The organism is Corynebacterium sp. HMSC06C06, from assembly GCF_001807295.1.
In the GTDB taxonomy this organism is placed as follows: Bacteria; Actinomycetota; Actinomycetes; order Mycobacteriales; family Mycobacteriaceae; genus Corynebacterium; species Corynebacterium striatum.
On sequence record NZ_KV788472.1, the window covers coordinates 19,029 to 43,245 of the forward strand.

At 62.1% G+C, this 24,217-nt stretch carries 18 protein-coding genes; 7 read left to right on the forward strand and 11 right to left on the reverse strand.

Going from position 1 to position 24,217, the window contains the following annotated elements:
- Window positions 1-17 precede the first annotated feature (17 nt).
- From HMPREF3153_RS02260 to HMPREF3153_RS02275, 4 genes are all read right to left on the reverse strand, one after another.
- Complete coding sequence (locus HMPREF3153_RS02260; RefSeq protein WP_235429896.1) at window positions 18-1,373, reverse strand: SLC5/6 family protein; 1,356 nt, start codon at window positions 1,371-1,373, stop codon at window positions 18-20.
- A 420-nt stretch (window positions 1,374-1,793) separates the two neighbouring features.
- The gene (gene dtd, locus HMPREF3153_RS02265) at window positions 1,794-2,249 is read right to left on the reverse strand and encodes a D-aminoacyl-tRNA deacylase (protein ID WP_049063019.1); all 456 of its coding nucleotides are present in this window, start codon (window positions 2,247-2,249) and stop codon (window positions 1,794-1,796) included.
- Window positions 2,249-3,910 carry a DUF7782 domain-containing protein gene (locus tag HMPREF3153_RS02270; protein ID WP_070419902.1) on the reverse strand — a complete coding sequence of 554 codons (1,662 nt, stop codon included), beginning with the start codon at window positions 3,908-3,910 and terminating at the stop codon, window positions 2,249-2,251. The genes dtd and HMPREF3153_RS02270 overlap by 1 nt, the downstream gene beginning before the upstream one ends.
- Window positions 3,907-4,386, reverse strand: a complete 480-nt coding sequence (locus tag HMPREF3153_RS02275; RefSeq protein WP_005529077.1) for a DUF3099 domain-containing protein — start codon at window positions 4,384-4,386, stop codon at window positions 3,907-3,909. The genes HMPREF3153_RS02270 and HMPREF3153_RS02275 overlap by 4 nt, the downstream gene beginning before the upstream one ends.
- A 51-nt stretch (window positions 4,387-4,437) precedes the next feature.
- On the opposite strand from HMPREF3153_RS02275, the gene HMPREF3153_RS02280 reads away from it, so the two are divergent.
- The 6 genes from HMPREF3153_RS02280 (at window position 4,438) to HMPREF3153_RS02305 (ending at window position 12,344) form a co-directional block, all read left to right on the forward strand.
- Complete coding sequence (locus HMPREF3153_RS02280; protein WP_005529078.1) at window positions 4,438-4,689, forward strand: DUF3039 domain-containing protein; 252 nt, start codon at window positions 4,438-4,440, stop codon at window positions 4,687-4,689.
- A 20-nt stretch (window positions 4,690-4,709) separates the two neighbouring features.
- A complete protein-coding gene (locus HMPREF3153_RS02285) occupies window positions 4,710-6,491 on the forward strand; it encodes a DEAD/DEAH box helicase (protein WP_034656980.1) in 1,782 nt (593 codons plus the stop codon).
- Between the two features lie 191 nt (window positions 6,492-6,682).
- The gene (locus HMPREF3153_RS02290) at window positions 6,683-7,273 is read left to right on the forward strand and encodes a stage III sporulation AC/AD family protein (RefSeq protein WP_070419903.1); all 591 of its coding nucleotides are present in this window, start codon (window positions 6,683-6,685) and stop codon (window positions 7,271-7,273) included.
- Window positions 7,274-7,635: 362 nt separating this feature from the next.
- The gene (locus HMPREF3153_RS02295; RefSeq protein WP_070419904.1) at window positions 7,636-9,450 is read left to right on the forward strand and encodes a helix-turn-helix domain-containing protein; all 1,815 of its coding nucleotides are present in this window, start codon (window positions 7,636-7,638) and stop codon (window positions 9,448-9,450) included.
- A gap of 113 nt (window positions 9,451-9,563) precedes the next feature.
- A complete protein-coding gene (locus HMPREF3153_RS02300) occupies window positions 9,564-10,682 on the forward strand; it encodes an alcohol dehydrogenase catalytic domain-containing protein (RefSeq protein ID WP_070419905.1) in 1,119 nt (372 codons plus the stop codon).
- Window positions 10,683-10,778: 96 nt separating this feature from the next.
- Entirely contained in the window at window positions 10,779-12,344 is a 1,566-nt protein-coding gene (locus HMPREF3153_RS02305) for a hypothetical protein (RefSeq protein WP_070419906.1), read from the forward strand.
- Between the two features lie 137 nt (window positions 12,345-12,481).
- Here HMPREF3153_RS02305 and HMPREF3153_RS02310 read toward each other — a convergent pair whose 3' ends face one another.
- Together HMPREF3153_RS02310 and HMPREF3153_RS02315 are read right to left on the reverse strand one after the other, a co-directional pair.
- Window positions 12,482-14,473 (reverse strand): hydantoinase B/oxoprolinase family protein, encoded by a 1,992-nt coding sequence (locus tag HMPREF3153_RS02310; protein ID WP_070419907.1) that lies wholly within the window; start codon window positions 14,471-14,473, stop codon window positions 12,482-12,484.
- Between the two features lie 35 nt (window positions 14,474-14,508).
- Complete coding sequence (locus HMPREF3153_RS02315) at window positions 14,509-16,587, reverse strand: hydantoinase/oxoprolinase family protein (protein WP_070419908.1); 2,079 nt, start codon at window positions 16,585-16,587, stop codon at window positions 14,509-14,511.
- Between the two features lie 176 nt (window positions 16,588-16,763).
- On the opposite strand from HMPREF3153_RS02315, the gene HMPREF3153_RS02320 reads away from it, so the two are divergent.
- Window positions 16,764-18,212, forward strand: coding sequence for a helix-turn-helix domain-containing protein (locus HMPREF3153_RS02320; RefSeq protein WP_070419909.1), 1,449 nt, complete (start codon window positions 16,764-16,766; stop codon window positions 18,210-18,212).
- 118 nt (window positions 18,213-18,330) lie between these two features.
- Here HMPREF3153_RS02320 and HMPREF3153_RS02325 read toward each other — a convergent pair whose 3' ends face one another.
- The 5 genes from HMPREF3153_RS02325 to gabT form a co-directional block, all read right to left on the reverse strand.
- Window positions 18,331-18,546: a hypothetical protein gene (locus tag HMPREF3153_RS02325; RefSeq protein WP_070419910.1), complete on the reverse strand. Its 216-nt coding sequence runs from the start codon at window positions 18,544-18,546 to the stop codon at window positions 18,331-18,333.
- 322 nt (window positions 18,547-18,868) lie between these two features.
- On the reverse strand, window positions 18,869-20,221 hold the full coding sequence (locus HMPREF3153_RS02335) for a YkvI family membrane protein (protein ID WP_070419912.1): 1,353 nt from the start codon (window positions 20,219-20,221) through the stop codon (window positions 18,869-18,871).
- 116 nt (window positions 20,222-20,337) lie between these two features.
- Complete coding sequence (locus HMPREF3153_RS02340; protein WP_046645346.1) at window positions 20,338-21,324, reverse strand: alpha/beta hydrolase; 987 nt, start codon at window positions 21,322-21,324, stop codon at window positions 20,338-20,340.
- On the reverse strand, window positions 21,324-22,784 hold the full coding sequence (locus HMPREF3153_RS02345) for a flavin-containing monooxygenase (RefSeq protein ID WP_070419913.1): 1,461 nt from the start codon (window positions 22,782-22,784) through the stop codon (window positions 21,324-21,326). The genes HMPREF3153_RS02340 and HMPREF3153_RS02345 overlap by 1 nt, the downstream gene beginning before the upstream one ends.
- 34 nt (window positions 22,785-22,818) lie before the next feature.
- Window positions 22,819-24,144 carry a 4-aminobutyrate--2-oxoglutarate transaminase gene (gene gabT / locus HMPREF3153_RS02350; RefSeq protein WP_005529101.1) on the reverse strand — a complete coding sequence of 442 codons (1,326 nt, stop codon included), beginning with the start codon at window positions 24,142-24,144 and terminating at the stop codon, window positions 22,819-22,821.
- Window positions 24,145-24,217 lie beyond the last annotated feature (73 nt).

Consider the following 24,217-nt stretch of genomic DNA (forward strand, 5'->3'; position numbering starts at 1 on the left):
CCGGTTCGTACTCTGACCTAGAAGGCCTGGACGATGGTGTAGATGATGGTGGCGAGGGCGATGAGGCCCATGAAGAAGACGAAGTAGTTGGAAGCCTTGCCCTTGAAGCGAGCTAGTGCAGGAACCTTGTGGATTGCCCACATCGGGATGAGGAACAGGATGAGTGCAATCGTCGGGCCACACAGGGTTTCAATCATGCCCAGGATGGATGGGTCTGCCCAAGCGGTCAGCCATGCGGTAACCAGCATGAAGATGAGGGTGATAGTGCCAAGCTTGCGAGCGGTTGCAGCGTCGTTCTTTTCGAGGCTCTTGTTGCCCTTGAGGATGAGGCCTTCGAAGCCTTCAGCAGCGCCGAGGTAGTGGCCGAGGAAGGACTTTGCAACAGCGACCATTGCGATAATCGGTGCAATCCACTGGATGATCGGGGTATCGAAGTGGTTAGCCAGGTAGGACAGGATGGTGATGTTCTGGGACTTTGCTTCTGCCATGTCAGCTGGGGACAGCGCCAGGGCGCAGGAGAAGACGAAGAACATGACGACGACGACCATAAGGATTTCTGCGCGCAGCAGGGTCTTGCGTGCCTTGACCTCAGCGAACTTGCCGTAGGTCTCGCGGCGGTCAACTGCGAAGGAGGAAATCATCGGGGAGTGGTTGAAGGAGAAGACCATAACCGGAACCAGGAGCATCAGGGTGACACCCAAGCTGTGGCCGGAAGCTTCACGGGCAACGTTCAGGTCGAAGGAATCGAACAATGCGGTGTTCCACTTCGGGATGAGGTAGACGGATAGCAGAACCAGAACGCCGATGAACGGGTAAACCAGCCAAGACATGACCTTGACGATGACATCCTTGCCCATGCGGACGATGAGGATGAGACCACCGACCAGCAGGAGGGAGGTCAGCCAGCGTGCCGGCGGGTTAATGCCGATTTGGTTCTGGAGGAAGGAATTAACCGTGTTGGTGATGGTCACGGAGTAAACCAAGAGAATCGGGTAGACGGAGAGGAAGTACAGGATGTTCATGAACACGCCTGCCTTAATTCCGAAGTGCTCCTCGACGACGTCGGTGAGGTCGCCTTCTGGCTTGGAGCTAGAGAGCACCAGGCGGGTGAGGCCACGGTGCGCCCAGTAGGTCATTGGCAGTGCCACGACCGTCATGATGAGCAGTGGGATGATGCCGCCGATGCCTGCGTTGATGGGGAGGAACAAGACGCCGGCGCCGATTGCGGTGCCAAAGAGTGACAGCATCCAGGTGAGGTCTGACTTGTTCCACTTTGGGGCGCCGGTGGTTCCGGAGAATGGTGACTGCGATGAGTCAGCGGAAGTGGACTGTTCGGCCTTCAATGCTTTGGAGGTCTTGAGGTTCTCCGGCATGTTGGGCTCATTCTCGGGGTGATTCGCGGTGTTGTTCCGCAAGACTGAGTGAGACATTTTCTTTCTCCTGCGTCTCTAGATGGTCGACCGAAGCTTTAGAGCTTGGTGCAACCTTGCAAGCCTTGAGAATTTTCTCTCGGTTGCAATTCTGCAACTGCCTTCGGACGTTTTGCTCTTTGTCCTGCAGTTTCAGCCCTTTTTGCTTCGCTGTAGTTTCATCATAAACCCGCATCGGTGAGAGATGATAATAAATTATCGTATTGCAAGCACGTTTTTTATCACTCTTCTAAAATTTGATTTTTGCGCCAGTCTGTGCTTTGTTCAACAACCTGATGGGTGGAGTGAGGTGTCACATAGTCAAATAGAAAACGCGCAGGTAAAAAGCCTGCGCGCGGTGAGGGATTGGGCTCTGGGAAAGTTTTAGGCCTCCACGAGAACGGTGAATGGACCCTGATTTACGGATGAAACATCCATCATTGCCCCGAATTTTCCGGTTTCAACATGGAGTCCCCGTGAGAGAAGTTTTGCAGTGATTCTCTCAATTACGGGTTCTGCCTTCTCTCCCGGCGCGGCATCGGACCAGGAAGGACGACGGCCCTTGGCAGTCTTTCCGTACAGCGTAAATTGACTGACGACCAACACTGGAGCGCCAGCTTCCTCAACGCTTCTTTCACCTTCAAGAATGCGCAGTTCGGCGATCTTGCGTGCCATTTTCTCAATAGCAGCCTCGAGCTCACTGTCCGAGGACTCGGTATCAATGCGAGAAATTCCAATCAGTGCCAGAATTCCTCCGGTATCTGGGCAGTCAATTTCCCCCACGACCTCCCCATTTACGGTTACGGATGCGTGAGAAACACGCGTGAGAACGGCTCGCATTAATCCTCCTCTTGGTCGGTCGAGTTGTCGGAGTGGGCATCTCCCTGGAGATCGTCGCGGTTTCCCTCAAAGGTGACGCTGCTTGCAGAAGCGGTATCAACGTTGGTGAATGCTAAGAGATCCGTCGGGATGATAAGCCCATGGCGGATGAGATCGACCATCGCGGGAATCGCCGAGGCCACGAGTTCTTCTTCGTCGAAGCCCTGGGCTGCGGCATAGAGCTCGATTGTTTCTCCCAAACTCAGACCGTGCGGGTTGAGTCCTGCAACGATGGACGCGATGTGCTTGTCGACGTCGTGGGACCACCGTGGCCCTTCCGTGCGGGTTAAACGCAACGCTGCCGGCAAGAAACCCATTCCGAGCTCGTTATCTGGAAGGCCGATGTCTTCCCGTGCTACGCCAGGGCGGACCTGGAAGTGCTTGGTTTCGATTTCGCCGGGGACGAGGTTGCGCAGCCAGGCAATGCGCGCGAAATATTCCTCTACCTCTGGTCCCAGCGGATCTGTGAACGGTTGTGGCATGTATTCGGCAAGGATGTCGGAGGGCTCGTCGTCGCCGATTCTCTGGATGGCCACGTATCCGAACCCAATCCCGGTGACATCGTGTGCAGAAAAGTGCTCAAGCCACAGCCGGGCGCGTTCGCGTCCTTCTAGCGAGCGCACGTCTACGGATTCGTCCTTGAGCCATGTCGATACATAAAGCGCAGGATCAGCCACGTCGCGCTGGATGATCCATGCGGCAACACCAGTGTCGGGCAGCCAAGAAGCCACACGCTGCTGCCAGGATTGTTCGCCCTGATGCACCCACGCAGCGAGGACGTGCGCGCTGCCACCCGGATTGAGGTGCTCAACTGCCTGGGAGACCACGAGTTCACTGGCGCCATCGAGGTTGAGCCCAGAGTCACGATAAATATGACCAACCTCTGGCAAACCCACCACAAAGGGAGGGTTAGCAACGATTCGGTCGAAGCTCATTCCTGCAACCGGCTCAAACCAGGAGCCTTGCAGAAGTTCTACCTTGTCGCTTGCGTCTGTGCCTGCCGCTGCGATTGTCGCGCGTGCCAGCTCAAGGGCTCGCTCGTGCAGATCGGTCGCCGTGACATGCTCTGCGGTCGATAGCTGACCCAGTAGCTGTACACCTGAACCCGTTCCCAAGTCCAAGGCGGACTCGACTGGAGTCAGCGGAGTCGACTGGAGAAGCGAGAGGCTAGCCGCACCGACGCCTAGGACGTGGCCTGGGCCGGGTACATGATCGACGAGCCCGGCATCGACGTCGGAAAAGACTAGTCGATTCTCACCCACAATGATGTGCGGCCGGATGTCATAAGCAATGCAGACCTTGCCAACGTCGTTGCGCTGGGCGATGCCTGCATCCAGTAGCTTCGTGGCAAGCCTGGCACTCAGGACGTCGGAAAGCTGCTCCGGCGTGACAGCATCGTGAAGGATAAACAGGCGGATGAGGGCGTCGAGAGTGGTATCGCCTGCAGCACCTAAGGCTACGGCCGCTGGCTCGCCACGGTGCATAGCCTCCGTGTACTCCGGACCCAAATGTCCGGCGATGCCATCGGCGGTGAAGCCGTGCGTGGTGAGAAACGCGCTGAGTTCTGCGGCAACCTCGGCCACTGGGTACTCGGGCTGGAAAGCAGGGCCAAAGATAGTCATCGTGGGTCCTTTTCGTCGAAATCTATGTCGTGGTCAATGGTCTCAACTGGCTGATCTTCGATCGCCCTGCGTTGTTGATTGGCAATCTGCTGTGCCTGAGCTTGTGCCATCTGGCGGGCAAGAGCCGGTTTGTAGACGTTCTTTTCCCTCTTGTCCTTCGGCTGCCCCTTGCCATTGCCAATGACAACCGCAATCCACGGCAGCGGGAATGTCACGCCAATGATGAGCGTCGCGACAAGCCACGCATCGTAGAAATAGATGAGGGCGCCGCCTACCAGCAGAGAAGGAACGCGCAGAAACTGCAGGATCGAGTAGATGACCTCACGTCTGTGGCGGTCTTGGCCTGGGGAGAGCTGAGCGTCCGTGATGAGGTGAGCTTCGCGGCGTCGAAAAGCGCGGCGGGGAGACCAACGCCCCGATTGTGGGGTGGCCTTCGGCCTATAACCGGACCTATCGCGCGAGTTCTTTGAGGACATGCGTACAAGGGTAGACGTGCGACTCGCGAAGTTCGACACCAATGCGGCATTATGGGTGGGGTGAGTACGACGACTAAGACGATTGAACGTCCCGACATCCGTGAGGATTCGTCGACGACTGATAATGACACCCCAAAGTTCTTCCACTACGTGAAGAAGAACCAGATTTTGGACTCCGCGGTCAACGGTAAGTACGTCGTTGCACTGTGCGGCGAGACCTTCCCCGTAACCAAGCAGGCAAAGCCCGGCTCCCCGGTGTGCCCGGATTGTGAGCGCGTGTACAAGGGGCTGCGACGCAAGTGAGCCACCCGGTGGGTAATTCTGTGTCTCGAAACCCCAGAAGATTCGCCAACAACGGAAAGCTACGTGCCTGGCAGCAGGCCGCCCTCGATAAGTTCCTGGCCAAAAAGCCCCAGGACTTCATGGCCGTGGCAACGCCTGGTGCCGGTAAGACCACCTTCGCGCTGCGCATTGCCACGGAGCTGATGGAAGACCGCACGGTCGAGCGCGTCATCGTCGTGGTGCCTACTGAACACCTAAAGATTCAGTGGTCCCAGTCGGCCGCGCGCGTGGGCTTGGCGCTGGATCCGCACTTCTCGAATTCTTCTGCCGTGAACCCGGCGATGGACGGCATCGTGGTGACCTATGCCCAGGTGGGCATGCACCCGTTCAAGCACCGCGCGGTGGCTTCGGCGCGCCGTACGTTGGTGATCCTGGATGAGATCCACCACGCCGGTGACGCCAAGAGCTGGGGCGACGGCGTGCGCGAGGCTTACGACGACGTCGAGCACCGCTTGGCGCTAACAGGTACGCCTTTCCGCTCGGATGACTCGCAGATTCCTTTCGTGCGCTACGAGCAGGACGGTGAGGGCCACCTGGTCTCGCGCTCGGACCACGCTTATAACTATGGCGATGCGCTTCGCGACGGCGTCGTGCGCCCCGTTGTGTTTTTGTCCTACTCGGGCGAGGCGCGTTGGCGCGACTCCGCGGGTGAGGAATACGCCGCGCGTCTGGGCGATATCTTGAACCCGGAGCAAACCGCCCGCGCGTGGAAGACGGCGCTGGACCCGAAGGGCGAGTGGATCCCGGCGGTGCTGCAGGCCGCGCACACGCGCCTTATGCAGATGCGCCGCAACATGCCGGACGCTGGCGGCCTGGTGCTGGCTACCGATACGCAGACCGCGCGTGCTTACGCGAAGATTCTGAAGCAGATTTCCTCGACGCCGGTCTCGGTGATTTTGTCCGATGACCCGGGCTCCTCGGACCGCATTGAGGAGTTTTCCAAGTCCACCGACGAGTGGATGGTGGCAGTGCGCATGGTGTCTGAGGGCGTCGACGTCCCGCGCCTAGCGGTGGGCGTTTACGCCACCTCGGCCTCGACTCCGCTGTTCTTCGCGCAGGCAATCGGCCGCTTCGTGCGATCGCGTATGCCCGGTGAGACCGCCTCGGTGTTCCTGCCTTCCGTGCCGGTGCTGCTGGGCCTTGCTGAGAACATGGAAAAAGAACGCAACCATGTCCTGGGTGAGGAGAAGAGCCCCGATAAAGAGGGCTGGGACGACGAACTGTTAGCGGAGGCCAATAGTAAGAAGTCTGAGCCCGACATGCTCGAGCCCTCCTACGAGGCCCTCGGCGCGGAGGCGGAATTTTCCGGCCTGCTCTTTAACGGCTCGCAGTTCAACACCGGCGACATCACCGAAGACGTCGATGCGGACTTCCTGGGCATCCCCGGGCTTCTCGACGCCGACCAGGTCAAGGACCTGCTGCGCAAGAAGCAGTCGGAGGAACTCGACCGCCGCGAAGCAGAGGAGAAGGCGCGCCGGGCTGCTGAGGCCGCTGAGGAACAGCGTCGCAAGCTCTACGGCATGCAGTACGCCCCGAAGCGCCGTGAGGAACCAGCCAACAACCAAGAATCCACCGGCGTGGTGGATGAGATTGGCAACCTGCGCAAGGAGCTCAACACCGTTGTCTCCATTACCGCGCAGCGCACCGGTCGCCCCCACGGCGCCATTCACACTGAGGTGCGCAAGGCCTGCGGCGGCCCACCCACCGCGCTGTGCGACGCCGAGCAACTGCGCCAGCGCATCGAGTACCTGCGCAAGTGGTAGCAGTGGTGCGGCCTAACCTCGGCCGCGCCACAAACTCCGCCACGTCACAAAACAAGCCACAGCACACTTGTCAGTGAATTCACAGGTTCCGTCAGTAACGTAGACGCAAGCGATTGCAAACGCATAAGTTATTAAACGCACGTATTCGATAAAGAGCACACAATTAGGGCTGCCCCAAGGAGGCCAACCACATGACCACCCCGAACAACCCAGAGAACCCGTACAACGCAAACAACCCATTTAGCAGCGACAGCACCGGCAAGCTGCCCTCCTACGGTGAGGCAACCTCCAAGGAGAACGAGGAGTACGCCCACGACGCAAACAACTACGGCGTAGACAACACCGCTCACGACCACGCCTCCCACGATGCTTACGGCACGAACGCAACCGCCGCTGGCGCCGGCTACCCGGCCTACGCTGGTGCCGATAGCCAGCCGGCAAAGAAGAACGCCGTTGCTATCTGGGCGATGGTCATCGGCATCATCGCGCTGCTGTCCCTGCTGCTGATTGTTCCGCCGCTGCTGCTCGGCCCAATCGGCATCATCGTCTCCATCATCGCGCTGGTCGTTGGCCGCAATCGCCCGCAGGAGCTGCGCCGCACCTGGATGTCCATCGTCGGCCTGATTACTTCCATCCTGGCCCTCGCTGGAACCATCGTCATCATGGCCCTCGGCGTCAAGCTCCTCGGTGACACCGGCGCCGCCAAGTGCCTGGAGTTGCAGGACCCTGCCCAGCAGCAGGCCTGCATGGAGGAAACCCTGGGCACCGCACCACAGCAGTAGGGGAAATACCCACACACTGCGCAAAGCAACCCCCACGCGCCCCGACCACATACGTGGTTGGAAGGCACGTGGGGGTTTCTTTATGCCGGATTCACCTTCGGTCGTTGCTCCCGCGGAAATGCAGAAGCGAAACGCGACGCTAAGGGTGAAGAAGCCGCAGTATGGGGAAGCGTGTTCGTGGCTGCACAGTCCGTTCGAGCGAGGACATGTAGTAGCCCGGAGTCAACATTGGTTGGGAATGTGCCGAAAGCGCCAGATCCCGGCACGCCTGACGCGGGCCTGCGAAAATGCCAGTGTGTAGTCCCTGCGTGTGCCAAGATGGACACACATCACAGTCGTGTGCGAAGGAAAAGGAGGATGCTGTGTCAGCATTGAGCGAAATCCTGCGCAGGCTCAATAGCTCGGTGACCATCCCTGATCATTTGCTCGCGTCGTTGCAGGAGGACGAGCTTTCGGCGCTGCGCATGCTGGAAAACACCATCGATTCCAACCGCACGTGGCGCGTCATGTCGACGAAGATTTTGGAAGTCTCGCAAATGCTCAATGCGGGTCGCGCGTCGAATGACGTGCTTGACACCATCGTGCGGCATGCGCGCTCTATCATTGGCGCGCACATTGGGTACATCAGTCTCAACGATGACGAGTCGGGGTTTACCAATATCCTTGCTACGGCTGGCGTTGTGACGGAGGGCTTTCGGAATATTCGCATGCCCATCGGCACTGGCATCTTGGGCATTGTGGCGGCCACGAATCGCCCCGCCTGGACATATGATCACGCTGAGGATCCGGAGGTCAGTCACGTCGATTACGTGGATGAGGCGGTAGAAGCCGAGGGCATTCGAGGCATTCTGGGCGCGCCCATTCGCATCAGTGGCAAGACCGTGGGCGCGTTGCTCGTCGGCGACCGCCACCCGCGGCATTACTCGCGTGATGAAATTATGGCTATTGAGCTCCTCGGCGCGATGACGGCGGTGGCACTTGATACGGCGCGCGTCATCGAGTCCCAGGGCGAGTCTGTCGCGAAGCTCAGCCGTTCGCAGTTGGAACTGCGCACCCACGTCGAGGAATTGCACAAGCTTGCCGATGCCGACTCCCGGCTGCTCGCGGTCCTCGTCGGCGATGCACGGTTCGAGGAACTTGCGGAGGTGCTTAGCGAGTTCTTGGGTGTGCAGGTCGAGCTGTGGCTAGAAGAATCATCTACCTTCGTGGGCGATGGCACGCGCGACGAGTGGGCGGATGCCATCGCCGCGGCACGCAAGCACAACAACACGAGGAGCGTGGATAATCGCAGCGTGCTTCCGGTCGAGTTCCATGGGCGTTTCCTTGGGGCGATCTGCGTGCCCAAAGGTATTAACGACGTGGAGCTGCGCGTCGTGGGGCATGCCTCCGCGGCTTTCGCCGCCATCGCTCTCTTCAACGAGGCGCTTGTCGATGCCACCGCGCGCAAGGTTGATGACCTTGTCTACTCCGTCGCAGTGGGCACCGCCGGAAATGAAGAGGCGTTGCGTCTCAAACGGCTGACAGGCATCGACCTCGCGCAACCAGAGTCGCTGTATTTCCTCGGCGTCAACTGCGCCGACCCAGCACTGTCCCGGATGCGTCTGGATGGGTTGCTCGATGGGGCGTCGGCAGTCACGCGTCATGAGCAGCATTACTGCGTGCTCTTTCAGCCGGATAGGGATGTCGCAACGTCCGTGCGTCGGCTCGTCGCGGAGTCGTCCGCGCCCGTCTTCGTTGCGGCCGCACCCGTTGCCGGTGTGACGGAGGCGCACGAGGCACACGATTCGGCGATGGCGTACCTCGATGCCGCGATCACATTGGGCATGAGCGGCGAGCTCGTCACCGAAGATACGCTCGGTGCAGTGGGGCTCATCCTGGGAGCGGACCCGAGTGCACTGGCGACGCTCGTAAGGCGTAGTGTGGGCGCGCTTGTTGAGTACGACGCCGCGCATGACACGGAGCTCGAGGCGACGGCCTACCAGTTCTTCTTGAGCGGACACAGCATTCCCGGAACCGCACGCGAGTTGTACCTCCACGTTAATACCGTGCGCCAGCGCCTCGAGCGCATTAGCCGGGTCCTTGGGGAGGATTGGGCAACAGGGGAGCGAAGCCTCGATACCCAGCTTGCGCTCCGGATTCGTGCGCTAGCACGAGGCCGCAGCCACACGGGTGTGTAGATTTACACACCCGTCACGCTGAATGGTGGATTATTCTCCTAAGGAAACCTCTGGCGTCCTGCTGGATTCTGACTAGATTGAGTTGCACATCACACAACCTCGAAGGAGTCCACATGTCTGACACCATCACCATCCAGGGCGCTGTGCTCGAGCGCTCGGATGCCGCGCGTCCCTACGCGGATTCGCAGCCGATTTCCATCAGCGAGCTTGAGCTCACCGCGCCGGGCGAAGGCGAAATCCTGGTTAAGATCACCGCGGCCGGCATCTGTCACTCGGACCTGTCCGTGGTGAACAACAACCGTCCGCGCCCGCTGCCCATGCTGCTCGGCCACGAGTCTGCTGGCGTCGTCGAGGAAGTCGGTCCCGGTGTGAGCAAGGTGAAGGTCGGCGACCATGTCGTCATGACCTTCCTCCCGCGCTGCGGCGAGTGCGATGGCTGCAAGACCGACGGAAAGATGCCGTGTGAGGTCGGTTCCAAGACCAACAACGAGGGCACGCTCATCCGCGGTACCCGCCACCTCACCCGCAACGGCGAGACCGTCCAGCACCACCTCGGCGTCTCCGGCTTCGCGACGCACGCGGTCGTCTCTGAGCTCTCCGTTGTTCCCATCGGTTCTGACGTCCCTGCCGACATCGCCGCCATCTTTGGCTGCGCCATCCTCACGGGAGGCGGCGCCATCCTCAACGAGATTGACCCGAAGCCGGAAGATTCCATTGCCGTTGTCGGCCTCGGTGGCGTGGGCATGTCCGCTATCATCACCGCCGCAGCACTCGGTGTGAAGGAGATTGTGGGCATCGACATGCAGGCTGACAAGTGTGCCAAGGCCATCGAGCTTGGCGCCACCGATGCCATGACCCCGGCTGAGGCCGAAGCCTCCGGCAAGAAGTTCACCGCCGTCGTCGAGGCCGCCGGGCACCCCAAGGCTCTCGAAACTGCCTACAAGATCACCGGTCCGGGCGGTCTGACCGTCACCGTCGGTCTGCCGGCGCCGGGCTCCACCATCACCATCGACCCTCTCGTCATGACTGGCGAGGCCCGTCGCGTCCATGGCTGCTACCTCGGTTCTTCCGTCCCGACCAAGGACATCCCGAAGTATGAGCAGCTCTGGCGCGAGGGCAAGCTTAACGCTGAAGGCCTCATCTCCAGCCACATCAAGCTTGCCGATATCAACCAGGCCATGGACAACCTCTCTGAGGGCGTGGCACTGCGTCAGATCATCGAGTTCGACTAATTCTCGTTCAGCCCCAGCTCGGGGCGTTCGCCAATCCCGGAACCGCGTCTCGAGCGCGGTGGCCGGGCTTCATGTTTTCCATCAGATTGGTATCTCATGTCTCATTCCGCATCCCAGCCTGAAGATCATCAGGCATCGAAGGCACTGGCTGAGCCTGAACAGGGCATCGGCCAAGAATCTCCGCACTGGAGGGCCGGTCCTTTCGACATTCGCCTGCCGTTTGTCCACTACCGCATCGAGTGGCCGGACTACGCCCAAGGTTTGTTCATGTGCGTCGTCGACCTTGGCGCCATTCCGCTCATGACCGAGGCACTCGGCATGCCCTTCGAGGTTGCCCTCGCCGTGGTCATGCTCAACGGTCTGCTCTACCTCACGCACCACCTGCTTGGCGACCCTGTCGTCCCTGGCTGGATCACCCCGGCTATCCCGCTGCTTATCGTGTACGTGCAGACCTTCCCCGAAGGCGAACAACGCGTCTGGGCGCTCATTAGTTTCCAGCTCTTGCTTGGCATATTCTCTATCACCCTCGGCGCCACAGGATTGGCGTCGAAGGTTGTGCGCGTCATTCCTTCAGGACTGCGCGCGGGCATCGTCCTCGGCGCAGGTATCGCCGCTATCTTCTCCGTATTCAAGGAAGATGGTCGCTTCCACTCGTACCCCGTGACCATCACCATCGCGGTGGCCATCGCGTTCTACCTGATGTACTCGCGGTCCTTCGCTGGTCTGCGTCAGAAAGCGGCCGGTTGGCGCTTCATCGCTTCGTTGGGCATCCTGCCAGCTATCTTCGTAGCTATCTTCGTCGCACCGTTGGTCGGCGAGGCACCGTGGCCGGACATCGAGTGGGGCTTCTCCAGCCCTGACTTCGCTACCTTGTGGAGCGAGTACACCATCTTCGGTCTTGGCTTACCGCCTGCGCACATGTTCCTCACGGCTATTCCGACCGTGCTTGCCGCCTACATCGTGGTGTTCGGTGACGTCCTCCAAGCCAACGCGGTGCTTAAGGAAGCGGACCACGTCCGTACTGACGAAGCCGTGGTCTACAGTCCGTCGCGCGCCCACCTCCTCTTCGGCGGACGCAATATGATCATGTCGATCATCGGCCCTGACGTCGCTATGTGTGGTCCGCTCTGGGCGGCGATGCACGTTGTCATTGTTGAGCGCTACAAGCAGGGTAAGCGCGCCATGCGCTCCGTCTTCGGTGGTGCCGGCTCTTTCCGCTGGGGAACAAACACCGGCCTGTTGCTTCTGCCCATTATTTCCTTCGTTGAGCCCATCCTGCCCATCGGCCTGGCGCTCACTCTCATCATTCAGGGCTTCGTCTCCGTCCGCGTGGGCATCATGGAGGCAAAGAACCAGAAGGACCTCGGCATCGCAGGCATTACTGCTGGTGTCCTCGCCACGCAGGGCGCGGCCTGGGGCTTCGCTGCGGGCATCATCATGGTACTTGTCATTTACGGCAAGGACATGTTCAAGGATGAGCGCGACGGCACGATCCGTAACTTCGACGAGATTGACCCCAACGAGGGCTTCGCGGATGCTCAGGCGGACTTCACTGAGCTCGCCCAACTCAATGACGTGGACGAGCAAGGCCGTCCGACCCCGCACTTCCGCACTCAGGATGTAAAGCACGATACCTCCGCCCCGCGCGAGGACCGCTCCTAGTCTGTATCGACTCATGCACATCGCCGCAGGAGCTCGGTTTGGGTACCGAGTGCCTGTGGCATTTCTCTGTCTTTTTGCAGAGTGAAGGCCCGTGTGCTGCTGCACACGGGCCTTGAGTTTCGCTGGTTTACGTTCGCTTAGCCCCAGTGGGAGGAGGAGCGCTTAGCTAGCTGCGCGCGGTACTGCGCGGTGGTGTTGGGCAGGAGTTCGCCGGTGGTCCAGTCGAGGATGACGCCGTAGTGGCGCACGAGGTCGAGCTGGTCGAGTTCGCCGGCGTGGTAGCGGTCGGCGACGGACTGCGGATCCTCGTCCAGCTTAGACTGACGGGTCGAGCGCTGTTCCTCGCGCAGGGAAATGGTTGCGGCCTCGTCGAGATGGTACTCGTCGATTTCCGGGTCGATGGCCTCGATGACGACGCCGTAGTCCTTGGCGGCGCGCTCGATGGAGACGTAGCCGTCGATGACGTCTTCGAGGACTGCCTCGGGGTCGCGCTCGAGGGCGTCGCCGAAGCCGCCGCCACCGGAGGAGGGACGCTCGAAGGTGTCGCCGGGGCCGACCTTGACGTTGGAGAAGAGGGCGCCCAGGAACTTCTCGTCCTCGGTGCCACGGTTGAGCCACACGCCCTGCGGGATAGAGGGCAGGCCGCCCTCGATGCCCCAGGTGATGGAGCGGGCACGGTCACAGCAGTAGCTCATGATGGTGTCATTGCAGTCGGTGAGCATGCCGCCCTTGGTCACGCCGATGCCGCCGCGGTACTTGCCCGGTCCACCGGAGTCGGTGACGAGCGCGTGGTGGCTGGTGATCACAGGGGAGAGGCGCTCCTGGCCCTCGACGGGCTGGACGGCGAGGCCTGGACCGAATACTGGCGCGGTAGCGGAGGAGCCGTCGCGGTCGACGCGGCCACCCCAGCCGCCAGCCATCCAGTCGTACCACATGAAGAAGTTGCCACGGTCCTGCGGAGTCTGTGCCTCACGGGTATCCCAGCCGCCGATGAGTAGGTACTCGAGGTTGAACGCACAAGCCATCGCGCGTTCCTGCATGAGCTGGGACCACAACTCGAAGACGGCATTCATGATTTTTTCGAACGGGCCGGAACAGAAGCCGGTCACGGCGTGGGGGATGCCGGCGTTGACAACGGTGCCTTCGGGGCCCAAGTCGACGTCCATGGCGCGGTAAAGTCCGGAGTTGAGCGGCACGTCGGGGAAGAAGGTCTTCGTGCCAGCGACGATGCCGGAGAACGCGGAGCCGTAGCCGGCATTGAGGAAGCTCGCGACGGCCGGTGCGGAATCTTTGAGCGAGTAGGACAGGCGGCCGTCCTTGATCGTCATCGTGACCTTGACGGGTACGAGGCCTTCCTCGCGTGCCGGATCCAGGTCGATGTAGTCCACGGTGGACCACTCGCCGTCCGGCAGTTCCTTGACGCGGGCGGTGACGATATCCTCGACGTAGTCTTGGACCTCACGCAGTGCTTTGCGGATGGTGACGCCGCTGTACTTGTCCACGAGACGGTGGATTTCGCGCTCACACACGGCGGTGGCCTCGGCCTGGGCCTTCAGGTCGCCGAGGACGATTTCAGGGCTGCGGGTGTTGTGGGCGAGCAGCTTGGCCACGTCCTCGAGGAAGACACCCTTGCTCCACACGCGGACCGGGGTAATGCGCAGGCCTTCCGTGTAGTAGTTCGTCGCGGAGACGTCGAAGGAGCCGGGGACCGAGCCGCCCGCGTCAGCCCAGTGACCCTTGTTCTGAGCGAAGGCGAGAATCTTGCCCTCGTGGAAGATAGGGCGCAGGAAGGACACGTCGTTCATGTGCGTGCCGCCCTGGTACGGGTCGTTGATGGCGAATACGTCGCCCTCATGCATGTCGTCGCCGAACTGCTTGAGCACGGCCTGGCACTGGAAGTGGAGGGTACCCACATGCACGGCGATATCTTGGTCGCCCTGCATGACGGTGTTGCCTTCGGCGTCGCAAAGCGCGGAGGAGAAGTCACGCGAGTAGATGACGAAGGAGTAGCAGGTACGAAGAATTTGCTCGGACATGAGGTTGACCGAGGTAGCGAAGGCGTTCTTGAGGACCTCAAAGGTCACTGGGTCGAGCGTGCGGCGTGACGCTCCGGTGGTGGGGGCAGACATAATGATTGCTCCTTAAAAGTCGGTGGGGCGGCAGGCTACTTGGTGCCCTTGAGAACGTGGATGCGGATATTCGACCATTCGTCGATCTCTGCGAGGTCTCCCGGCGGGATGACCGTTGTGGCATCGAGCTGGTCGATGATGGCGGGGCCCGACAGCTTGGCGCCGGCCTTGAGCTCCGAGCGCTGGTAGACCGGAACCTCGGCCCAGCCGCCATTGGAGGAGAAGTAGACCTGGCGGGACTCGGACGGAGTCTCCGCGTCGTGCTCCTCGACGTCGTAGTGCGCGAACGGTGGGCTCTCGAGCTCGCCGATGGCGACGACACCGATCTGGTAGAACTCCACCTGGCCCTCGCGGTCCGCGAAGGAGTACTCGCGCTCGTGCTCCTCGTGGAAGGTCGCGACGGCGTCATCGAGAGGGTTGTCCGAATCCGGAATCTCGACGGTGAGCGAGCGCCACTGGCCGCGGTAGCGCATGGACGCGGTGCGCTTGAACTTCATGCGTTCCTCAGGAACGCCCTCGTGGGCGAGGCGCTCGCGGGCCTCGGAGACGAGTCCTTGGTAGGCCTTGCGCAGGTCCGCGGTGTCCACGGTAGCTACCGGCGCCTGGTACATCTGCGTGAGGTCGTGACGGATGTCTACGAGGAGGCAACCCTGCGCCGAGGTGACACCCGGGTGTGGTGGGACGACGACGGTGGGGATGGACAGGTCGCGGGCGACCTCGGCGCCGTGGAGGGCGCCGGCACCGCCGCCGACGACGAGGACGAAGTCACGCGGGTCGTAACCACGGCGAATGGACAGCAGACGCACCGCGTCGGCCATGTTCGCGTTGGCGACCTGCACGATGTTCTCTGCCGCAGTCTCTAGATCGAGGCCCAGCGGGTCGGCGACGGTCTTCTTCACAGCGCCGCGGGCGGCATCGGCGTTGAGCTTGAGCTCGCCGCCGATAAGCGAGGTGCCCAGGCGGCCGAGCGTAACGTTGGCGTCCGTGTTCGTCGCCTCGGTGCCACCGCGCTCGTAGCAGACCGGACCCGGGTCAGCGCCCGCGGACTGCGGGCCATTGCGCAGGGAGCCAGCCTCGTCGATCCATGCGAGCGAGCCGCCGCCCGCGCCGATGGTGCCCACTTCGATGGATGGGAAGTTGATGGGGAAGCCGTATTCGACCTGCCACTGCTTGGTAATGCGAATATCGCCGTTGTAGACGAGCGAGATATCCGTTGAGGTACCGCCCATTTCCAGGCCGATGGCGTTGGCGTAGCCGCAGCGCGTCGCGATGTCCTGGACGGCGATGGCGCCAGCCGCAATACCGGACGCCGCCAGGCGCACCGGGTAGCGGCTCACCATCTGTGGGGTCATGGAACCGCCGCCGGAGTGGAGCAGGAGGAGGTCGCCCTCGTAGCCACCCTCGGCGAGCTGGCGGGAGAGGCGGTTGACGTAGCCCGAAACGAGCGGGGCCAGCACGGCGTTGGAGACCGTCGTGGAGAAGCGCTCGTGTTCGAAGATCTCCGGGAGGATGTCTGAAGACGTGGAGATGGCGGCATCGGGAAGCTCTTCGTGCAGAATCTCCTTCATGCGCTCCTCGTGCGCGGAGTTGGAGTGGGAGTTGATGAAGCAGATAGCGACGGTCTCGACGCCCTTGCGGCCCAGAATCTTCGCGACGCGGCGCGCCTCCTGCTCGTCAAGCGGCTCGACTTCGACGCCGTCGTAGTCCACGCGCTCCGGGACCTCGTAGCGGTCGCGGCGACGGATGTACGGGTCCGCCACGTCGTGGTAGGCATCCCACAGCTCGTCCTTCGTGCCGTCACGAATCTCGATGACGTCGCGGAAGCCCTTCGTCGTGATGAGCGCTGACTTGGGGAAGCGACGCTGGATGAGCGCGTTCGTGGCCACCGTCGTGCCGTGGCTGAAGACCTCAACCTCGCTGAGCTGAACGTTGCCCTGCTTCAGACCGTTCATGACGGCGCGCATCGGGTCATCCGGCGTGGAGGGAACCTTGGCGACGCTGAGCTCGTGGGTCTGTGTGTTGACGATGGCGACGTCGGTGAACGTACCGCCGACGTCGACGGCTACGCGGAAGGGCTTGGGATTCGGAGACAAGAGAAAGTCCTCGCTTTCCATTAATCGAACGGGCGTTGATTGCGACTTAGTATCGTGAGCTGGCTTACAAACAACAATGGAGAATTGTTCAATGCGCGTCGGAGAAAATATCTTTTCCTACAAAGATGGAGGTTGTTACACCAATAAACCAACCAATAAAATGTTGCCTGAAACACTTTTTCTTGGGAGGTTGTGCGGTGTCACAAAAAGAAGATTGGCTGTTCTTGTCCGACCTCGTGCTGGAGGAACCCCGGTTGCAGCCGTACGCAGGTACCGCCGAGGTGCGTTTCGCCGGCCTCGGCTCCGCCCACGAAGGCGCGGGCTCCGGCTGGCTCGTATTCGCCGAGCCTGCGGCCTCGGCCCGCCATACGGCGCATGAGCTTGCCGATGCCGCCGCCATCATCGTCCTTGCCGATGAAACGGTCGGCAGGGCGCAGGAGGACTTTGGCGGCGTGCCGGTGGTGCTCGGCGCGCCGGGGCTCACGCGTGCGGACGTGCGCCGGGCCGTCGATGAACTGTGGCGGCGCACGCCCAACCATCGGGCATGGCAACGCATGCGCGCCAACGAGCAGCTGAGCCCCGCGCTCATGGCGCAGCGGCCGGAATCCGAGCTCTTGGCGCGAGCGGTGGAGCTCACCGGAGATGCCTACCTGTTGCTCACGCGCGACGGCGAGGTGGTGGCCAGTGCCGGCGAACTGCCCTCGCGCACGGTGGGACGTCAATTGGCGCGCTGGCCGGAGGGCGAGGGCCGCCTGCATGCGGGACGCTGGACCATGGCGGCGCGGCTGCTCGTCTCGGATGAGACGGACCGCGCCTCGGGTGGCGGCGTGTGGCTGGTGCGCGGCAACCGGAGCAGCCGGGAACCCGACTTGGACGAGCCCGCCTGCATCGCATTGTGCGAGCTGCTCGTGGTTGTTGCGGTGAGTAAGCGCAACCTGGAGCGTGCGCGGCTCACTGATTCCACGGTGTTGCTCACCGGACTGTGCGACGCCAACGCGAATAAGGAGGAGCTTGAGCAGGCGCTCGTGCGGCGTGGCTTCTCCGCCGAGGCGTGCCTACACATCTTCGTCGCGGGCACGGCGAATGACGCGTACCGCCCGCAGATAGCGCAGGAGGCCACCGCGGTGGCGGCGCGGGCGGGTGTGCCGCTGCTCATCGGCCACGTGCGCGGGCGCACGACGGTGGTAAGCACGGAATCCAGCGCGCTGTCCGATATTGCGCGCGTGCTGCCAGGACCGGTGGGCATTTCCAATGCGTTTAAGGATGTCCAGGGCGGGGCCCTGGCGTGGCGGCAGGCGGTCGTGGCGGCGGTGGCGATGCAGCGGCGTCGCGTGGTGGATGCGCACCACCTTTTCTTTGCGCAGTGCACGGCGACGGAAACGCTTGCCGCGACGGCGGGCTTCGAGCGCTTTGCGCAGGCCGTGAGCGCGCTGGACGCGGCGATTGCAGGGCTCAAGGAGGGGCCCGCCGTCTTTGCAGCCTACGAGGCTGAGGGCTTCTCCGTTCCACGTGCGGCCAAGGCGCTGGGAGTCCATCCCAACACAGTGCGCAACCGACTGGAGGAACTCAGCGCGTCCGTCCGCTTCGGCGAGGCAGACCTGAGTCTGTGGGCCCTGTCCGAGCGCCTCGCCCCGCGCCTGCGCTAAGTTCTCCACAGATTTACACGATCATCGTTGCAGGCCTTGGCAGGTTTTATAGCTTCTTAAGCTATGAACTCTTTCGTCTCTCGGCTCAAGGAAGAAAACGTCGACTCCTTGCGCGAACTCAAAGGATGGCGCCGCATCGCGGCGCAGGATCCACATCCTCGTCAACCTCCACAACATCGAGATGATTCTGCGCGGCGACGGCGACGACATCATCGTGCGCGCCACGGACGGGACGTAGCGCACCGGCGCGGAACTTATGGAAGAACTCCTGGCTGGTGTGGGGCTGGCGACCACCGTTAACGCGCGCAACGAGACGATGAAGCAATACCGCCACAAACGCTACTTCGCTTAAGCCCAACGGGATATGGCGGCCGCGGTCTAGCGCACGTGTATGGATCCGGACTGCAAGATTCCGTTCTCCTTGTGCCAGGCCGACCGCTTAAAAGCCTGGGTGAAAGGCGGGGAGACGAACCTGGATAACATCCTCATTCTGTGCGAATACCACAACATGAAAAAGAGAGACAGCGACGTCTACTACAAAGGCAACGACGGCAGGCTTTACAAGCCGCGGGAATTCGTCCCCGACGTGCCGTGTAACTAGCGCCAAGACGCGAAAGACCCGCTCCCCACGAGGGGAAGCGGGCAACTCGGCGTGCCTACGAGCGGGTGCGCGCCTTCTTCTCGGCGGCATTCATGTCGTTGACGGAGGCCGCGGACTCGAGGTCGGCGATGTCGACGCTGTTATCCGCAGTGGACAGTGGTAGCGTCGAGGCGACGGTGATGTCCTCGCGGGCGTTGATCTCCGTTGCGATTTCTTCGATGAAGGTGTGCTCCGGGATGTTGGAGATGCGGGCGATGGCGATGATTTCCTGCTCCTCGTCCTGGGTGAGCGCCTCTTCGCCTTCGAAGCGCTTGGCCATGAGCTCGCGGGCACGGCGGCGCAGCTGGGTCTCGCTCTCGAGCTCGCGGCGGTTCTTCCACCAGGACCAACCGATGACGAACATGCAGAGGATGCCCATGTAGCCGAGGATGGGGTAGACCCAGCCGATGAGCTCAGAGAAGCCGATGAAGGACAGGACGAAGCCGACGAGGACGATGGCGACGTAGACCTTGTAGAAGTGCCGACGGTGGTCGCGGGTGAGGCGTTTGGCCAAGGCGTAGAACATGCCGATGGCCGTGTTGTAGATCATGCCGTAGATGGCAAACGCCATGAGCGTACCGAGCGCCGGGTGAATCTTGGTGACCATAGCGAGGGTCGGCATGTCCGTCTCCAGGACGGTCTCGACGGAGATGTACATGGAGCCGACGAGCACGGCGAGGAGGAAGAGGAAGATGAAGCCGCCGATGATGCCGCCGAGGCCGACCTCGCGAGAGTCGAGGAAGTTGCCGCCGATGACGATGGCCATGGACACTACGACGATGACCTGGAGGCCAACCGAGTTGATGGCCGAGACCCACCAGTTGGGCAGCGTCGTGGGAATCTCCTGTGCCTGCTCGTTGAGGTGCGTGAAGTCGGGCTGCGCGGTGAAGATGGTGTACATCGTGCCGATGGTGATGAGGATAATGATGAACGGAGTGACGGCGCCGATGACCTTGGTGACCTTGTCCACGTCGAGGAGGCCGGTGAGCAGGACGAGGGCCAGCATGATGCCCGCGCCGATCCAGATGTCCCAACCGAACTGCTGCTTCATATTGGACCCAGCGCCCGCGAACATGGCGAAGCCGATGCAGAAGAGACACGTCATCGTCGCGATGTCGAGGACGCGGGAGGTCACGGGGCCGGAGATGACCGTGAACACCGAGTTGTGGTCCTTCGCGCGGTGGTAGCTGCCCAGCTGCAGCATGGAGATGCCGGCAATCATGACGCAGATGGACGTCACGATGGCGCCAACAATGCCCCAGTTGCCGAACGCAACGAAGTATTGGAGGGCCTCGCGGCCGGAGGCGAAGCTCGCGCCGACGAGGACGCCAATGAAGGCCATGGAGATGCCTAAAGCTCGTTGAATCATTGGTTTACCTTTCGGTCGATAGATATTTGATTGTAGGGATGAGTGAAGGGAAATTCCTAGAGTTTGGTTCACGAAAGCCCCAGCGCGAAGAAGCACTTCACACTGGGGCTTCGGGGTTACGCGTGCTTGCGAGCGTGGACGGCGATGAACTTCGCGATGTCGCTCAGGCCTTCCTCGCCACACTGCATCACGCCGGCAGACGTGAACAAGCCGTGGTGGTACCCGCGCAGGTGCTCGTACCGGACGTCACAGCCGGCCTTGGCCAACTTAAGGGCGTACTCGCCGCCCTCGTCCGCGAGCGGGTCGTTGTCCACCGTAATGACGTAGGCGGGCGGCAGGTTCTCCGGCAGCTCGTGGAGCAGCGGGGACAGGTCGGCGACCGTCTTGTCCTGGCCCTCCGGCAGGTAGGTCCGGATGAACCAGCGCATGGTCTCCGCCACCATGGGGAAGCCCTCGGTCACGCGCTGGTACGAGGCGCCAGACTCCGTGCGCTGATCCGAGATATCCGTGATGGGATAGATGAGCACCTGGCTGGAGATGGGGGCGACGGAGTCGTCCCCGGAGAACTCGTTCGCCAGGATGGCCGTGAGTTGACCACCCGCCGAGTCGCCCGCGATGGCGACGTTGGTGACGTGCAGACCGTGCGGAGCGGCGGCGTCGGAAAGCCAACGCAACGCGGCGCGGCAGTCATCGATGGCAGCGGGGTAGAGGTGCTCCGGCGCGAGGCGGTAATCGACCGCCACCGCCGGCAGCCCGGACTCGACCGCGAGGCGGCGTACCGCGGAGTGGTGCGTGTCCAGGTTGCCCATGAGCCAGCCACCGCCATGGATGAATAGGATGGCGGGGGTGGGGGCGTCACGCTCGCTGGCGGGGCGAGGGTCCGTGAGGCGGACCCGGAACTCGCCTACCTCGAAGTCTTGCGTGAACGGCTCCGTGGCTTCCGTGAGTCCGTTCTTGGCGGTCGAAGTCACGTAGCTCTCACGCACCGTGGGAATCTCGATGTGGTGGAAGGACACCCCGCCACCGGCACGGAAGGGACCCACGGATTTCCACGCGTCCTCCGTGATGGGGCGGCCAGTGAATTCGTCAGCGAGCGTGTGCATTAGGCCACCCCGTAGTCAGCCAGCTCGAGGGTGCGCGTGAGGTCCTGGTACTCGGCGACGTTGCCGGACCAGTTGTTGATGACCTTGCCGTCCTCGTTCTTGTACCAGGAGGAGCAGTCGGCGGAGAAGGCGGACTCGTTGAGCTCAGCCTGGATGCGGTCGTTGAACTCGCGCAGGACCTGCGGGTCGACGTCCAGGACCTTGTCCGGGTTGTCGCGGAGGTACTCAACGGCCTGGCGAATGTACTTGTCCTGCTCCTCGAGCATGGCCACGACCGAGTGGTGGTTGAGGTTCGTGTTCGGGCCGTAGAGCATGAAGAAGTTGGGGAAGCCGTCTACGGTCATGCCCAGGTAAGCCTCCGGCGCGTTGCCCCAGCGCTCGCGCAGGTCGAGGCCACCTCGGCCAATGACTGGTAGGTCTCCCTGGAACTCCTGGGAGTAGAAGCCGGTGGCGTAGATGATGACGTCGAACTCGTGCTCCACGCCGTCCGCGGTGCGGATACCCTTCGGGGTGATTTCCTCGATGCCCTCGGTGACCAGCGAGACGTTGTCACGGTTGAAGGTCGGGTAGAACTCATCGGAGCGCAGGATGCGCTTGCAGCCGAACGCGAAGGTTGGGGTGAGCTTCTTTACCAGCTCCGGGTCGTTGACCTGGGAGGTGAGGTGCTCCATGGCCTGCTCGACGCCTTCTTGTGCGGCATCGGTGCCCTTGCGGGTGCGCTCGAAGCCGTCCTCGCGGGTGTCGTGGATCTCCTGGCGAATGGCGCGGTAAGACTCCGGGTTCTCTTGGAACTCGCGCAGCTCCTCGTCGGTGAAGATGACCTGATTGCGCGGCAGGATGTAGTTCGCGGAGCGCTGGAAGACGGCGAGGTGTCCGGCCTCCTTCGCCACCTCCGGCACGAGCTGGACCGCGGAGGCCGCGTTGCCCACCACGGCGACGTTCTTGCCCTTGAGGTCAACGGTGTGGTCCCACTCGGCGGAGTGGAACTGCGTACCCTCGAAGGTCTCGCGGCCGGCGAAGTCTGGAACCTTCGGCTTGGAGAGCTGGCCCCAGGCGCCCACAAAGACGCGGCCGTAGTAGATGTCGCCGGTGGAGGTGGCGATCTCCCAGGCCTTGAGCTCCTCGTTCCACTCGGAGCGGACGATGCGGTTGTTGAACTTGATGTGCTCGTAGAGGCCAAACTCGGTGGCGAGCGCCTTGAGGTAGCCGAGCATCTCGTCCTGGCCGGCGAACATGCGGGATACGCCGAGGTTGAGGAAGTAGGAGTAGCAGTAAATGAGTGCCTGAGTATCGCAGGCGGCACCTGGGTACGTGTTATCGCGCCACACGCCGCCGACCTCGTCCGCGGCCTCGAGGATGAGGAAGTTCTCGAGGTTGTCCTTGGCGAGCTGGGCGCCCATGCCGAGTCCGCCATAGCCGGTGCCGAGGATGATGCAGTCGTAGATGTGGTTGTCAGACATGTTAGTTCTCCTTGGAGGGTAGGTGGGGGTGTGCTTAGTTCTTACGGATTTCTGCGGCGAGGACCTCGAGGCCGTCACGCAGGGTGGACTCGTTGATGACCAGCGGCGGCAGGAGGCGGATGACGTTGCCGTCCAGACCACAGGTGAGGATGAGAACGCCCTGCTCCTTGCAGGCGCTCGCGACGGTGGAGGTGAGCGCCGGGTTCGGGCGACCGTTCTCATCGACGAACTCGAGGGCGATCATCGCGCCGCGGCCGCGGACCTCGGCGACGGTGGGCAGCTCCGTGAGTGGCTCGAGGATCTCGCGGGCAATCGCTTCGATCTCACGGGCACGTGCCGCGAGGTCGTGCTCCTCCATCTCCGCGATGGCCGCGAGCGAGGCCGCGCACGCCACCGGGTTGCCGGCGTATGTGCCGCCCAGGGAGCCCGGCCCCGGTGCGTCCATGATTTCGGCACGGCCGGTGACGGCTGACAGCGGCATGCCGCCGCCTACGCCCTTTGCCGTGGTGATGAGGTCCGGGACTAGGCCCTCGTGATTGCTCGCGAACCAGTCGCCCGTGCGGCACATGCCGGCCTGAATCTCGTCTGCGACGAAGACGACGTCGTTCGCGCGGCACCACTCCAGCAGCGCCGGAAGGAAGCCCTCGGCTGGCTCGATGAAGCCGCCCTCGCCCTGCAGCGGCTCGATGACAAGTGCTGCGATGTCCTCCGCGCCAATGACCTGCTCGATGGAGCGGATGGTGCGCTCCGCCGCGTCTGCGCCGCTCAGGCCGTCGCGCAGCGGGTAGGAACCCTGCACGCGGTAGATATCAGAGGCGAGGGTGCCAAAGCCAGACTTGTACGGCTTGTTCTTCGCCGTCATGGTCATGGTGAGGTTCGTGCGGCCGTGGAACGCGCCGTCGAAGACGACGATGCGGTTCTTGCCCGTGTAGTTACGTGCAATCTTCACGGCGTTCTCAATGGCCTCCGCGCCGGTCGAAAACAGTGCGGTCTTCTTTTCGTGGTCGCCCGGGGTTAGTTCGTTGAGCTTCTTCGAGACCTGGAGGAATCCCTCGTAGGGTGCATTGAGAAAGCATGTGTGGGTGAGGTGCGACGCCGCCTCAGCGATGGCTGCGGTCACGCGCGGGTTGGACGCGCCGACGGTGGTCACCGCGATGCCCGAGGCGAAGTCGATGAAGGAGTTGCCATCGACGTCCACGAGGACGCCGCCGTCACCGTCCACGATGTACGCGGGCAAGCCCGGCACGAGGCCACGGGCGAGCTCTTGCTCGCGCTGCTCCTCGAGTTCTTGGCTGCGCGGGCCAGGGATGGGGGTCACAACTTTCCGCTCTTGCGGAATGCGGTGATTGAAGTCCTGCATGTCACTCCTCCGATTCAAATAAAAATGTGATGGGAGTCATTGTGCCGACGGAGTGTAGCGTGGCATATAAACA